The organism is Bacillus pacificus (assembly GCF_020861345.1).
GTDB lineage: Bacteria > Bacillota > Bacilli > Bacillales > Bacillaceae_G > Bacillus_A > Bacillus_A pacificus.
Genome location: NZ_CP086328.1, coordinates 3670171 through 3685125, shown reverse-complemented (window position 1 = coordinate 3685125; position 14955 = coordinate 3670171). Strand labels below are relative to the sequence as shown.

Sequence of the window (14955 nt, the reverse complement as noted above, 5' to 3'; positions counted from 1 at the left end):
ATAAGGAAGACGACTTTTAATTAAAAGATTAAGTGTAATAAAGAATAAAATAAAGCAGCTAAAGAAGCTGAAATAGGAAGTGTAATAACCCAAGTAATTAACATGCGTTTTGCAGTTCCCCATTTTACACCTTTCACACGATGAGAAGCACCAACCCCTAAAATAGAAGAAGAGATAACGTGCGTCGTACTAACTGGTAAGTGAATGAATGTTGCCCCGAAAATAACAAGAGATGATGATAAATCAGCAGCTACACCATTTACAGGACGAATTTTCATAATTTGTCCACCGACAGTTTTAATGATTTTCCATCCGCCGACAGAAGTACCAAGACCCATTGCAATGGCACAAGATAATTGTACCCAGAACGGGATATCGCTAGAAGTATGATAACTATTCGCCATAAGAGCCATTGTAATGATTCCCATTGCTTTTTGCGCATCATTCGTACCATGTGTATAAGCTTGTAATGCAGCAGTGAAAATCTGGAATATACGGAAGTTTTTGTTCGTCTTCGTTAAATTAAAGTTTTTAAAGACGACTTTAAAAATACTGTATACGATATAACCAATAACAAATGCGATAATTGGTGAAATGATTAAAGCTTCAATAATTTTTATGAATCCTTTAAAGTTTAATGAACTAAAACCAGCAGCAGCGATAGCTGCACCTGCGATGGAGCCAATGATTGCATGCGAAGAACTACTTGGAATACCGTAGTACCAAGTAATCAAATTCCATGCTATTGCCGCAAGTAAAGCAGCTAAAATTACAAGAGAACCATTTTGTAAAGCGAACGGATCAACAATATCTTTCGTAATCGTTTTTGCTACACCTGTAAATGTCATCGCACCTAAAAAGTTCATAATAGCTGCCATAATAATTGCATGTCTAGGCTTTAGAGCTTTCGTTGAAACAGCCGTTGCAATAGCGTTTGCTGTATCGTGAAATCCATTAATAAAGTCAAAAGCTAAAGCGCAAATGACTACTAAAACGGTCAGTATCAAGAGTGTATCCATGATCAAACTCCTTACGCGTTCTTCATAATAATTGTTTCTAATACGTTTGCAACGCTTTGGCAGCTATCCGCTACTTCTTCAAGCTCTTCGTAAATCTCTTTGTATTGAATGATCTTAATTGGATCTTTTTCACGAGAGAATAAGTGCTTAATCGCGTGACGGCGAATATCATCACATTGTGATTCATAATCTTTAATCTTAATCGCATTTGTACGAATGTCGACTAATTTTTTGTTAGACATTAATTCAACAGAGTTTGCAATTTCAATCGCACATTGATTAATTGCTTCTACGAATTTAATCATGTATTCATCAGCTTCTGTAATAGAATACATTTCGAATAGACCAGCACTATGATCTAATCCGTCTAATACATCATCCATACTCATTGCAAGCTGTAGGATGTCCTCACGTTCAATAGGAGTAATAAACGCTTTGTTTAGCTCCATAATGATTTCGTGAATAAATGAGTCACCTTTTGACTCATACTCTTTCATGCGCATAGAAAACTCTTTTAAATCGCTAGCATTTTTAATTTTATACTCCACGAAAAACTGCGCGCCTTCTTTTAAATTTTCGGAAACATTCATTAACATTTCAGAAAATTTATCTTTTTTTGATTTAAAGACCATTATTAGTTACCCCCACAAAAGTAATATATGTAAAATATATTGGCTAGTCAATTCTAACAAAAAACTGTCGTTTTTTAAAACATTTTATCGAAAAGTTTACAAAAACTTAACATAACTCTTATTGTTGTATTAATAATATTAATAATCAATATTGAATATCTTACTTGTAGAATGTCCTTTTCTTGCAAAAAGTATGAATGTGAAAGAAAAGCTTTACACTACAGGAAAGACTACGTTATTATAATAAATTTAAAAGGAGGTATATTCTTCCTTTTGAAAAGAAGAGTGTAAACAAACGAAGGAAGTGAACGAATGAAATTGAAGAACACTCACTTAAAAAAAATGCAGGAGTGGTTCAACAAGAGGAAGAAGCTTCGTAATTCATTAATTGTATTAGGAAGTTTGCTCGCTACTCTATTTATTGCTATAAATATAATAATTTCTATTCAAGACATATCTGAATTAAAGCAGGCTGTTCCGCAGCCGACCTTAATTTATGATGCAAATAATGAAGTTGCGACTAAATTAGCTTCTTCTAAAACAGAAGGCGTAAAAAAGAAAGATATTCCTGATATTATGGTTCAGGCCATTGTTGCAGTAGAAGATAAGGAATTTTTTAACCATCACGGGATTTACTATAGTGGAATTATAAGTGCAGTTTTTAAAAATATTACAGCAGGAGAAGTTGTAGCAGGGGGAAGTACAATTACACAACAACTTGCGAAAAATGTATTTCTGACACAGGATCGCACATACTCTCGAAAAATTAAGGAATATTTTTTAACAAAAAAAATAGAGCGTACGTATACGAAAGATGAAATTATTGAAATGTATATGAACCAAATTTATTTTGGTGAAGGTGCTTGGGGTATAAAAAGGGCAGCTAAATCTTATTTTGATAAAGATGTAAAAGATTTAACAATTTCAGAAGCAGCAACGATTGCGGGCTTGATTAAAGCACCATCTGCGTATTCACCTTATAAAAACTTTAACAAGTCAATTGAAAGACGTAATGTCGTATTAAGTTTAATGAAAGAGCAAGGGTATATTTCGGACGAACAGTATAATAAAGAAAAAGAGAGTGGACTTGTGTTAAAACGTGGCGTTGATGATAAATACAAGGGAAAATACTCTCAATATGTAGACTATATTGTTAGAGAGGCGATGGACAAGTACGAATTAACACAAAATGAAATTTTAGCAGGTGGTTATCGTATTTATACAGAGCTTGACCCGAAAAAACAACAGGCCGTAGAAGACGTTGTGAATAATGATAGTTATTTCAAAGATAGTGGCTCAGACCAACTCATGCAAACGGGTGTAGTTCTTATGAATCCCAAAACAGGTGGTGTACCAGCTTTAGTTGGAGGCAGAGGGCCGTATCAGTTTTTACAGTTTAACCATGCAACCCAATTAAAAAGACAACCTGGCTCAACGTTAAAACCTTTGGCTGTATATGTACCAGCGTTAGAACAAGGATATGAAGTATACGATATATTAAAAGATGAACCATTTAACATTAAAGAATATAAACCACAAAATAGCGATCATACTTTTCACGGTGATGTAACAATGTATGAAGCCGTAGCAAAGTCGTATAATGTTTCAGCTGTGTGGCTATTAGAACAAATTGGATTAGATAAAGGATTGAAATCTTTAGAGCGATTTGGTATTCCATTAGTGCCAGAAGATCGTACGTATCCGATTGCTTTAGGCGGTATGCATGTGGGGACTTCTCCATTTGTAATGGCTCAAGCATACAGTACATTTGCAAATGACGGAGTCCAAGTGGAAGCTCATGCAATTAGGGAGATACAAAATGCTGAAGGTGAAACGCTTGGAAAGTGGTATAAGAAAGAGACACGAGTGACGAGCGAGAAAGTTTCTCAAAAAATGACATATTTATTAAAAGGTGTTGTCGAAAAGGGAACGGGCGAAAAGGCGAAAGTTAATAATGTTGATACGGCAGGTAAGACAGGAACTACTCAAATTGTAAATGGCCCGAGCACCGGTGCAAAGGATTCATGGTTTGTTGGATACACACCAGATTTGGTAGGTGCGATTTGGGTAGGATATGATAAAACCGATAGCGATCATTATGTTCCGGGTGGTAGTCAAATTACGACGACAATGTTCCGGGATATTATGAAAAAAGCGAACGCAAATCCAGCTCAAAAAGCATTTCAGTTATCGCTCATATCTGAGGCTGATTATAAAAAACAATTGACTACAATAGAAGAGGAAAAACGAAGAAAAGAAGAAGAGAAGAGAAGGAAAGAAGAGGAACAACAACGAAAACAAGAGCAACAAGAGTGGCTTGATAAAGTGAAAGAATGGATTCCTTCATTTTGGTAAAAGAAAGAGGCGAATAACGAAATTCGCCTCTTTTTTTGTATAAAAACAACATAAAATTTTAATCGATAGAGAGTTTTGTCTATCTTCATTAGCTATTAATCCATATCTATTGAGATACATGATATTACTCGTGAAGTATAATATTCGTACTGCCAAAGGATTCGGAATCGTATGTGACGATTATTTGGCCTTTACTAATAGGTTCGTAAGGTAATTCTTCTTCGTAATTACCGCTATTTTCATTGTGGATAGAAAGTGTAATTTCATCGACTTTTTTATTTGTATACTGATCTTTAATCGTTTCAGCAATTTGGAGTAACGCCTCGGAACTAGAAGCTTTCGTAATAAGCATCCCTTTTATAACTTTTTTTTCATTCTTTGTGGCATTGGAATAAGGGATGTTGCTTTGTTTCGTATATAGAAGTTTGTATGGAGCAGTTTTTCTCTCTGCTTTTGATATAGTGGAATATTTTAGAGTTAAAAAAAATCCTACACATAAAATAATGCATACCATAAGTGCAAGCCAAATGCGTATTAGTGACATAACTCTCATTTTCATCCCTCTTTCATATCTTTGACTTCACTATTTATCATACAAAATGAGGATTAAGATAGAGTAAATTTGAAGTAAAGAAACGTAAAGAAGGAGCACCTATCCTCCCAAATAAGTGCTCCTTTCTATATAAAGAGAGATTTAATGCACGGTTAAACAATACATACTATTATAAATATACTTATTGAGTGAAAATTAGTAAATTCGGAATACAGATAGTGTTGCAGTTGTATCGCCTGTGTTTGGAATAGAAATAGTGTTTGCTGTAGGTTGTACAGCAATCGTTGTACCAGCTTGTAAAGTAACGATTGTAGAGAAAGAAACAGCACTACCGATAACGTTAGTTGAGAAATTACGAGTAGGTGGTTGGCCATTGAACGAAATACCAAACCCAAACGGTGAAGATCCTGGGAAAGTTGTAGACGCTGAGAAACTAATATCATATACGCCTGTTTCTAAAATTGTTAAAGTATCTGAAGTATCGTTGAAAGCGATATTAGTTAATTCAAACACTTGGTTGAATTGGATGTTTGTTCCAGGGGATATAGTTTGTGGATTTGAGTTTCCGATTGCCGCGATCGTTACAGGAATTGGCGTACCCGCTGGTCCTGTTGCACCCGTAGCACCTGTTGCGCCTTGAGGTCCTTGAGCCCCCGTAGCGCCAGTAGCCCCTGCTGGTCCTTGAGCGCCTTGAGGCCCTTGAGGTCCAGTAGCGCCGGTAGCCCCCGCAGGTCCTTGAACACCTTGAGGTCCAGTAGCGCCGGTAGCCCCCGCCGGCCCTTGAACACCTTGAGGTCCTTGAGGTCCTTGAGCCCCAGTAGCGCCAGTAGCGCCAGTAGCCCCTGCCGGTCCTTGAACACCTTGAGCCCCGGTAGCACCTGTTGCGCCTGCTGGTCCTTGAGCCCCGGTAGCACCTGTTGCGCCTGCTGGTCCTTGAGCCCCGGTAGCACCTGTTGCACCCGCTGGTCCTTGAACGCCTTGAGGTCCTTGAGGCCCAGTAGCGCCAGTAGCCCCTGCAGGTCCTTGAATACCTTGAGGTCCTTGAGCCCCGGTAGCGCCGGTAGCACCCGCTGGTCCTTGAACGCCTTGAGGTCCTTGAGGCCCCGTAGCGCCAGTAGCACCTGCAGGTCCTTGAACACCTTGAGCCCCCGTAGCACCAGTAGCCCCTGCTGGTCCTTGAGGTCCTTGAGGCCCGGTAGCGCCGGTAGCGCCCGCCGGTCCTTGAACGCCTTGAGGTCCTTGAGGCCCGGTAGCGCCGGTAGCCCCTGCTGGTCCTTGAACGCCTTGAGGTCCAGTAGCCCCGGTAGCGCCGGTAGCCCCTGCTGGTCCTTGAACACCTTGAGGCCCGGTAGCCCCAGTAGCCCCTGCTGGTCCTTGAACGCCTTGAGGTCCAGTAGCCCCCGTAGCGCCAGTAGCCCCAGTAGCGCCGGTAGCCCCCGCCGGCCCTTGAATACCTTGAGGTCCTTGAGGTCCAGTAGCGCCTTGAACACCTGCTGGTCCTTGAGCGCCTTGAGGCCCTTGAGGTCCAGTAGCGCCTTGAGCGCCTGCCGGTCCCTGAGGCCCAGTAGCACCTTGAGCACCCGCCGGTCCTTGAGGTCCAGTAGCACCTGTTGCGCCAGTAGCACCGGTAGCACCAGTTGCTCCTCCTCCTCCAAGGCATCCTGACCCGTATTGAACTAGGATAGCTTGGATCTCTGTTATGAGTTTAACTAGTTTGTCGGTCGTACAACAATCTACTTTGAATAACTTAGCGATATACAATAAATAATTAAGCAGGCTTTGTAGTTCAACGTACAACGCTCCGCATGAGAAAGGTGTTGTTCTTAAAATAGTTAATAGATTAGCAATGATAGAATTTCCAATTTGTTTTTGTGCTGGAGATAAATCTAAGCAATTGAGAAATTTTTGTAAGTTATTTAGGGCAGCGATTAAGTTATCGATATTATTTTGAGAAGGGTTTTGAAAGACAGCTTGAATAGCTTGGCCAAGAGCTTGAAGAAGTCTAACGAATTCTGTAAGTTCGGACTTAGAGATGTTAATATGACTACAAGCTCTGACTTCGCAACAGTCATTACCATAAAATACTTTTCCTTTATTTTTATTGTTCATCTTTTCATTCCTTTCTTTCATAGAATCAATAGTCATTACTATATATTAAAATGAAATTTATACTAAATCCGTGATGGACAAACTACCATTTCTAAAAAAATAAGAAATTGGCCCGCTTGGCAAACAAATAAGTAAGATATAGAGAAGGTTTCATATAATGTAAAGAAGAAAAGTTCAACATAAAAAACTGCATGTCGATTGTTAAGGGATTTAACAATTGACATGCAGTTCGTGGATTGGATTTTATTTGTCTTGATTTAATCTTTCAAGGGCTGTTTTAGGTAAGATTGGAATTGAAATAGTAAAAGTAGTACCATCTTCATTACTAGTCATTTTTAATGTACCGTTATGATTTTGAATAATTTTTTTCGTTACTGCCAAGCCGAGTCCTGTACCGGAATCTTTTGTTGAGAAGAATGGATCAAATATATATTCTTGAATCGCTGATGGAATACCAGTTCCATTATCAGTAAAAGTAATACGAACAAAATTATCTAGGCGGTAACTAGTAATTTGGATAGAAAGTTTTTTTTCTCCTTGAGCATCGACAGCGTTCTGGAATAAGTTTAAAAAAACTTGCACAAGTTCATGACGATCAATATGAACTAAAATATCATCTAATTCGGTAGAAAAATTATAATCAATTGAAATGTTATGTAAAAAGACTTCGCTAGCTAGTAACTGTTGAATATAATCACGTAAAAATGTATTAATTGGAAAGGGTTCTCTTGTAAATTCACGTGTTTTTGAAATAGATAAAAATTTTGTAATGATACTATTTGCGCGATCTAATTCAGGAATAAGTAAGTTTTTAAATAGTTCTTTATTAGATGGAGAAACAGTTTCTTGTAAAAATTGTAAATAACCTCGTACGGTTGTAAGAGGGTTACGTACTTCATGTGCAATACCAGCTGCAATTCGCCCTGCTAACGAAAATTTTTCTGCATCACGTTCTGTGTTTAAATAATGAAAGACACTAATAACTCTAAAAATTTCTCCGTTATAATCACGAATAATCCGGTTATTTAAAATGCCATAGTTTTTGTCTAAAACTTCTTCATTATATATTTCTGTGCCTGTTCTTAATGTTTCAAGAGCTTTAATTTTTTCTTCAGGTAATTTTAGTAATTGTTGAATTGGTTTTCCGATTATATCATTTCGTACTACACCAAAATCATCTGCCGCAGCCTGATTACATAAAGTTATATTTCCTTTATTATCAACAAAGGTTACATGATGTGAAAAAGCATCAAAAATATGAACAAAGTATGTTTCAAGTTGTTTAAATAAAAATAATGAATCGCAAGTAAGCTGAAAATCAGCCTCTTTATTCTCTTTTTGTATGTTTTGAATAGAATGAGTTGATCTCGTTTTCTTTATTTGTAAACCAATCTGTGGATTTTTATATGTGAAATGATGTGGTAATTGATTCACAAGTTCTTCATAAAAACGTACTTTATTTTCTAATTCTTCTATTCGTTTTTCATGACACACAATATCATCTTTTGGAAGCATAAATAAATAACCCCTCAATTTAAAAATTCTTCCATCTAGTATATCATATTTTTATACGGATACTCTTAAAGAAGGGACTACTTAATGAAATTGATTGGTCGAAGTGTTCAGGAAGTGAGTAGAATAGATAGTAGGTGAAGTTAAAAAGGGAGGAATATATTTGCTTTTCATTGGAGTAACAGGGTGGGGAGATCATGATTCTTTATATATAGACCCCTATGAAAATAGAAATAAATTACGAACATATAGTGAGCATTTCCCTATAGTAGAAGTGGATAGTTCATTTTATGCGATGCAACCTGCACGAAACTATACGAAATGGGCAATGGAAACACCGAAAGATTTTTCTTTTATCGTCAAAGCATATCAAGGAATGACAGGACATATGAAAGGTGAAATTCCTTTTTCTACGTTCGATGAGATGTTTGATGTATATAAACAATCTATTTTTCCTTTAATTGAAGCTGGTAAATTAAAAACGATTTTATTTCAATATCCACCATGGTTTGATTGTAAAAAGAAAAATGTAGATTTTCTCCGATATACGAAAGAAAAAATGGAAGGTTTTCCGTGTGCAATAGAATTTCGAAATCAAACATGGTTTTATCCAGAAATGAGAGATAAGACGTTAAAGTTTCTAGAGCAAGAGAAATGGATTCATACAATTTGTGATGAGCCACAGGCAGGGATGGGTTCGGTACCACTCGTATTAGAAGTAACGAATGCAGAGATGGTGTTAATACGTTTTCATGGCCGAAATGTTCATGGCTGGCTTGATAAAGGGGAAAATTGGAGAGCGGTTCGTTGCTTATATCGCTACAATAATAAAGAATTAGAAGAATGGGTAGAAAGATTAGAACAATTAAAAAAGAAGACAAAGGACATATACGTACTATTTAACAATAATTCAGGTGGAGATGCGGCTGATAATGCGAAACAGCTTATGAAAATGATGAACATTACATATGGTGAGCCAAAGCCTGAGCAATTAAATTTGTTTGAGTGATAATAAACAAGAAAGGCACTGTACAAACAGGGGGAATGTACAGTGCCTTTCTATATGAAAAAGAGGGGTAACAATGTTACTGAGCGTTTGGTTGATTCATCAATTGTTGGCTTCGTAATAAATGATAATGGTTATCATTATCATTGTCAATGGTTTTCCTGAAAATAAATAAAAAAATTTTTATGAGGTAGTAATGATAGGGAGATCCCTAATAGAAGTTTGGCTAAAGTAAGGAATTGTTTCGAGATAGATTTCCGGCAAACCCCTGATAAAGTATAAAAAAAGAACAGCAATTAATGCTGTTCTTTGCTAGTGATGAATTGTTGTAAATCAAAAGGAGTTATCGCTTGGATAAATTCTTTTGAGATAAGTGTTTGAACAAGAGTACTCTCAGAAATAGAAGCACCTGTTTTCTTTTCATAAGCTTGTTTTAATAAATCAAGTTTTTCAGCCGTTTCTTTCGGTAATTCAATTGTTAAAGTGTTCATAATTTCTCCCCCTTACTATTAGAGTACCACTACAATATAGGAGAGACAAGAAAAGAGAATGTGAAACATAAAAAAGGTTACCATTTATAAATGGTAACCTTTTTTATGTATAAGAGTTATTAAGCAATACCGATATACTTTAAAGTTTTTGATGGAGTACTATGATCAAAGAAGTGTTGTAAAAATGCGATATCAACACCTGATTTGTATGCACAATATCCCCAAGTTTTTCGAAGTGTATGTGAGCTAATCCCTTCTAATCCAACTTCTTTTGCAGCTTTGTTTAAAATGTACCACGCATGTTGTCTCGTAATAGATTTTGTTCCTTTTTGAGACTTTAACAATGGTTCATTACGTTTCCAAGTTTTACGTTCTTTCATATAGTCTTCGATCGCGTGCTGTAAGTCTTCATTTACAGCGAACCATTTATGTTTCTTTACTTTTTCATTGTAAAATAAAATGGAATGGCGAACATTTTCATTTTCATCGATTACATCACTAACTTTTAATTGTAAGATTTCGCTTACTTTTAAGCCAGAATTTACAGCTAATACGAATAATAAGCCATCACGTTTCGAAGATTGTAAAAGTATATTTTTGATAGTTTCTAATTGTTTTTCGTTTTGAATAGGTTGTCCTGCTTGTTTCATTTCACGCACTCTCCTCTTTTATATGTGTAAAGGAAAGGATTAACTTGTTTCTTACTATAAAGGGAGAGTGTGAATTTCATGTGAACTCCTAGTGAAATTAAGACAAATTATTTGACTTCTTTTACTTTTTGTAAATTAAAGTAGAATACAACACTATTAGTCGTATTATATACACCGTACTCGGCATGGTGGAGGTCTAAAATATTTTTAACAATAGATAATCCAAGACCAGTACCACCAGTATGACGGCTACGCGATGCATCTAAACGATAGAAACGATCCCAAATTTTTTCAAGACTTTCTTCTGGAATAGGGTTTCCTGTGTTTTCGATTTCAACTTTTACTGTATCTTCCATTTCCATAACGGAGACTTGTATTTTTTCTCCATCTGGTGTATAGCGAATTGCATTGCTAAGTAAATTCACAACTACTTGTTCAATACGACTACGATTCGCTTTCACAAATATAGAAGGGTCTACATCTATATTCACTTGTAAATGCTTTTCCTCCATGCTAAATAATAACTTTGTATAGACTTGTTGAATTAATTCACCGATTGAGAACGTCGTCATATCTAATTTGTACGTACCTGATTCTAATTTTGCTAATTCTAACATTTCAACAATAAGTCTGTTCATATTTTCAGTTTCTTCTAAAATAACATCTGTGTAATACGTCGTATCTTTACTAACGCCATCTTTAATTCCCTCAGCGAAACTTCTAATTACACTGAGCGGTGTTTTTAATTCGTGTGATACACCAGAAATGAATTCTTTTCGCGTTTTTTCTAATTGACGTTCACGTTCAATATCTTGTTGTAATTTTGTATTGGCAACATTTAATCGATCGATTCGGTCTTTTAAATTTACAGATAACGTATTAATACTACCGGAAAGCCCTCCAATTTCATCGTCTGCTGTTACAGGTAATTTTTCGCTAAAATCAAAATTGGCCATTTTCTTTGTAACGCGATTCATTTTAATTAATGGTTTCACAATGATTTTTGAGTAGTAGAAGGATAACAAAATAATTACGAGAAATACGATGATTAAGGCATAGACATAATAATCTTTCAAAACGAGCATCGCTTCATTAACAGGTTGCAAAGATGCTATCGCAAAAGCATATTCTGTAATCTCTCCATTTTCTATAATAGGTTTTACAAAGATACTATTCTTTATATTCTCCCCGCTATCTATTATATAAGTGTTTAATTGCTGCGAGTTAGCAGTGCCATTTCTAATAAGCTCTGCAAAATATTGAACGGCTTGCAATGTTTCAATATCATTTGCAAGACGAACCTCCGCTTTCGATGGAAGCTGTAATTTAGAGATCGTACCAGTAAACTCAATTTGAGTAACAGTTTTGTATCGGTTTGTAAGTCTATTTTTAGAAGGGTTACCATTAATAGATGAAAAATCTGAATTGGTATATTCGTTTTGCCATCGATTATAATTTGTTGTCAATTTTATTGGTGTTATTGTTTTGTTTTGTAGCAAACCGACGACGTTTATCACATCGTCTTTTTTCAATCCTAAGTTTTCGAATTTCTTATATTCTTCGGGTGTTAAAAGATTATTGAGAGGAATAGAATATGTCTCATTATTTTTAGGATTAAATACATCAATATAGTAATTGTTGTCGCTTTTAATAATGCCATTCGTATTTAAAAATTGCATGTCAGCATTTGTTTTATCATGAAATTCTTGTTTTAGTTTTCGAATTTCTTCATAAGTTTTCCCACTTTTTTCGTACGTATCTACGAACTTTTCAAAAGCAGTTTGAACTGTTTTTACTTTTTTATTAATATAAAATTTCTCTAAAAATAGAGATTGTCCTAGGAAAAATAGGAGGAATATGATTGTAAATAATGTTGATGTTAATAGAAATAGTTTAAAGACGATACTTCTGTTTTTCACTGCGTCACCTCTTGTGAGAAATACTGTAAATGGTTTCTTTATTATAACAAACGTTACAAAAAAGTAGAGGAGAAAATCTGTCTCTTCTGGAAGTAGTTTTTAATAAAAAGTCACATAAAAAGAACTCGACAGACGTATGACGAGTTCTTTAATGTATTATTGTTGAATTGCTGCATCTAAAGCGATTTCAATCATTTCGTTAAATGTAGTTTGACGCTCTTCAGATGTTGTTTCTTCACCAGTGAAGATGTGATCGCTTACTGTTAAGACAGATAATGCATTTACACCGTATTTCGCTGCTAATGTGTAAAGCGCAGTTGTTTCCATTTCTACTGCTAGTACACCGTAATCTCCAAGCTTTTTAACCATGTCCATGCTTTCGCGGTAAAATACATCTGCTGTTAAAACGTTACCAACACGAACGTGTAGGCCTTTTTCAGTTCCAGCATCGTAAGCTTTCTTTAGAAGATCGAAGTTTGCAGCTGGTGCAAAATCAAATCCTGGGAATGTTAAACGGTTCATATTAGAATCCGTACAAGCTGTCATTGCAATAATAACGTCACGTACTTTTACGTCTTTTTGAATGGCACCGCAAGTTCCAACGCGAATTAAATTTTTAACTCCGTAGCTTTGGATTAATTCGTTTACATAAATAGAAATAGAAGGAACACCCATACCTGTACCTTGCACAGATACACGTTTTCCTTTATAAGTTCCAGTGAAACCTAACATACCACGCACGTTATTATAGCAAGTAACGTCCTCTAGAAATGTTTCAGCAATATATTTTGCACGCAATGGATCACCAGGTAATAGAATAGATTCAGCAATTTCGCCTTGTTTTGCTTCAATATGTACACTCATGAAAAGTCCTCCTTATAATGTATTGATAGAAATCAATATCATTTGCATTATACACTACGAATCCTTTTAATTAAAATCTTTTTATCCTTTTCGGCAAGAAGACTCCATCTGATTTGTGTTACGGGTGAAACCCAACAATTCAGGTGGAGATGAATTGCCGTCAGTCAATAAGGCTGAACTCTTTTGTTTCGCTTATAACAATTTTCCCAGGGGGAATGTTTGTTTCTTTTTGTCTTACAATATGTCGGAAATAAGGAGGGAATATATCTTAAGATAACGAAATTGGATAATTATAATCGTTTTGTTACTTACACCAAAAGGAATGAATAAGTTAATTCTTTAAGAAAGGTGGTGAAAACAATGGCTAAAAAGAAAGCAGTGAAAGTATTATGGAAACAAAAGAAAAGAGAAACGCTGCGACGTTTCACGCAAAAGCAAAATATCGGACGAGCTTGCCTGACTGCACAAGAATTTCGTTTACTTCAGCGCATGTCACACAGTTCAAAGGCATTGCGAAATGTTGGGTTGTACACGATGAAACAAAGTTATTTGAACCACAATAAAATGGCTACTGTAAAAGAAGTGGACACTGCCATGCAAGCCGATATGAACTACTGGGGTATTCAATCAAACTCTGTTCAAGCGATTCGTAGAGCCTTGTTTACAGAAGTGAAGAGCTTTTTTAAAGCATTGGAACAGTGGAAGAAAAATCCTGAGAAGTTCACAGGTCGTCCGAAGTTTCCAAATTATTCTCATTCCACCGACAAACGAATTATTGAAATCTATCAAGTTCCAAAAGTGGATGAGAACGGGTTTTGGATGATTCCGATGAGTGTTGCATTCAGAAAAAAATTCGGTTCCATTAAAATACGTATGCCTAAAAACTTAAGAAATAAAAACATCTCCTACATTGAGATTGTACCGAAGCAAAAAGGTCGGTTCTTTGAGGTGCATTACACATATGAAATGCACGTTTCTCAAATGAAGAAACAACCCATGACTACGAGTAACGCTTTAGGTTGCGATTTAGGTGTAGACAGATTAGTAAGTTGCGTGACCAATACAGGTGATGCCTTCTTAATTGATGGAAAAAAACTAAAATCCATTAACCAGTACTTCAACAAAACGATACGTAATCTACAACAAAAAAATGTGGAAAATGGACTTTCAAAACGAATTGTAACGAACAAAATCGCTGCACTTTGGCATAAACGAGAACGACAAATACATGGTTACATTGCACAAACGGTAGGTTTGTTGTTCAAAAAAGTGAAAGAATTCGATATAGATACGATTGTTGTAGGGTATAACGCTGGTTGGAAACAAAACTCTCATATGGGGAAAAAGAATAATCAAAAGTTTGTTCAAATCCCGTTCCATAAACTGATTGCAGCAATTGAGAATAAATGTATAAAAGAAGGTATCCGATTTTTCAAACAAGAAGAAAGCTATACTTCAAAAGCCAGTTTCCTAGACAAAGATCCGGTTCCAGTTTGGTCTAAGGATGATAGGACGCAGTATCGCTTTAGCGGCAAACGAATTACTCGTGGTCTGTATCAAAGTAAAGCAGGAACATGTATTCATGCGGATATTAATGGTGCGCTGAATACATTGCAAAAATCACAAGTTGTAGAATTGGATGGCAATCTCAAAGTAAAAACGCCGATTCTATTAGAAGTGCAAAAACGGAAGGCTGTTGCTTCGCGCATAGCTTAGTGGGTGTGTCAACCATCCATGTGTACCCGACTTGTCGGGGCTTGTAGTACACGCCAGATTCATCTGAGTGGTGGCTTCTTTCATAAGGAAGAACTGCTCTTTTTCGAAAGGGTGGTGCAAGTGGGAAAA

General features: G+C 36.1%; 12 protein-coding genes. 3 read left to right on the top strand and 9 right to left on the bottom strand.

From position 1 onward, the window contains the following. Positions 1-20: 20 nt before the first annotated feature. Together LMD38_RS19090 and LMD38_RS19085 are read right to left on the bottom strand one after the other, a co-directional pair. Entirely contained in the window at positions 21-1019 is a 999-nt protein-coding gene (locus LMD38_RS19090; RefSeq protein WP_000380271.1) for an inorganic phosphate transporter, read from the bottom strand. A gap of 11 nt (positions 1020-1030) precedes the next feature. Then, the gene (locus LMD38_RS19085) at positions 1031-1651 is read right to left on the bottom strand and encodes a DUF47 domain-containing protein (RefSeq protein ID WP_000231448.1); all 621 of its coding nucleotides are present in this window, start codon (positions 1649-1651) and stop codon (positions 1031-1033) included. A 312-nt stretch (positions 1652-1963) separates the two neighbouring features. Here LMD38_RS19085 and LMD38_RS19080 point away from each other — a divergent pair, with 312 nt between their 5' ends. Then, positions 1964-4006 (top strand): transglycosylase domain-containing protein, encoded by a 2043-nt coding sequence (locus tag LMD38_RS19080; protein WP_000769283.1) that lies wholly within the window; start codon positions 1964-1966, stop codon positions 4004-4006. Between the two features lie 124 nt (positions 4007-4130). On the opposite strand, the gene LMD38_RS19075 is transcribed toward LMD38_RS19080, so the two are convergent. The 3 genes from LMD38_RS19075 to LMD38_RS19065 form a co-directional block, all read right to left on the bottom strand. Then, on the bottom strand, positions 4131-4559 hold the full coding sequence (locus LMD38_RS19075; RefSeq protein ID WP_061184000.1) for a hypothetical protein: 429 nt from the start codon (positions 4557-4559) through the stop codon (positions 4131-4133). 195 nt (positions 4560-4754) lie between these two features. Next, positions 4755-6668, bottom strand: coding sequence for a Gly-Xaa-Xaa repeat protein (locus LMD38_RS19070; protein WP_228919927.1), 1914 nt, complete (start codon positions 6666-6668; stop codon positions 4755-4757). A 243-nt stretch (positions 6669-6911) separates the two neighbouring features. Beyond that, complete coding sequence (locus LMD38_RS19065) at positions 6912-8183, bottom strand: ATP-binding protein (RefSeq protein ID WP_016716999.1); 1272 nt, start codon at positions 8181-8183, stop codon at positions 6912-6914. A 160-nt stretch (positions 8184-8343) separates the two neighbouring features. Between LMD38_RS19065 and LMD38_RS19060 the strand changes: the two genes are divergently transcribed. Further along, positions 8344-9189 carry a DUF72 domain-containing protein gene (locus tag LMD38_RS19060; RefSeq protein WP_016717000.1) on the top strand — a complete coding sequence of 282 codons (846 nt, stop codon included), beginning with the start codon at positions 8344-8346 and terminating at the stop codon, positions 9187-9189. 293 nt (positions 9190-9482) lie between these two features. On the opposite strand, the gene LMD38_RS19055 is transcribed toward LMD38_RS19060, so the two are convergent. The 4 genes from LMD38_RS19055 to deoD form a co-directional block, all read right to left on the bottom strand. Next, positions 9483-9677 (bottom strand): DUF3924 family protein, encoded by a 195-nt coding sequence (locus LMD38_RS19055; protein ID WP_001094859.1) that lies wholly within the window; start codon positions 9675-9677, stop codon positions 9483-9485. Between the two features lie 119 nt (positions 9678-9796). After that, complete coding sequence (locus tag LMD38_RS19050) at positions 9797-10327, bottom strand: tyrosine-type recombinase/integrase (RefSeq protein WP_000806236.1); 531 nt, start codon at positions 10325-10327, stop codon at positions 9797-9799. A gap of 107 nt (positions 10328-10434) precedes the next feature. Beyond that, on the bottom strand, positions 10435-12246 hold the full coding sequence (locus LMD38_RS19045) for a sensor histidine kinase (RefSeq protein ID WP_000797531.1): 1812 nt from the start codon (positions 12244-12246) through the stop codon (positions 10435-10437). A 156-nt stretch (positions 12247-12402) separates the two neighbouring features. After that, positions 12403-13110: a purine-nucleoside phosphorylase gene (gene deoD / locus LMD38_RS19040; RefSeq protein ID WP_000110707.1), complete on the bottom strand. Its 708-nt coding sequence runs from the start codon at positions 13108-13110 to the stop codon at positions 12403-12405. 360 nt (positions 13111-13470) lie between these two features. On the opposite strand from deoD, the gene LMD38_RS19035 reads away from it, so the two are divergent. After that, on the top strand, positions 13471-14826 hold the full coding sequence (locus LMD38_RS19035; protein ID WP_228919925.1) for an RNA-guided endonuclease TnpB family protein: 1356 nt from the start codon (positions 13471-13473) through the stop codon (positions 14824-14826). Positions 14827-14955: the final 129 nt, after the last annotated feature.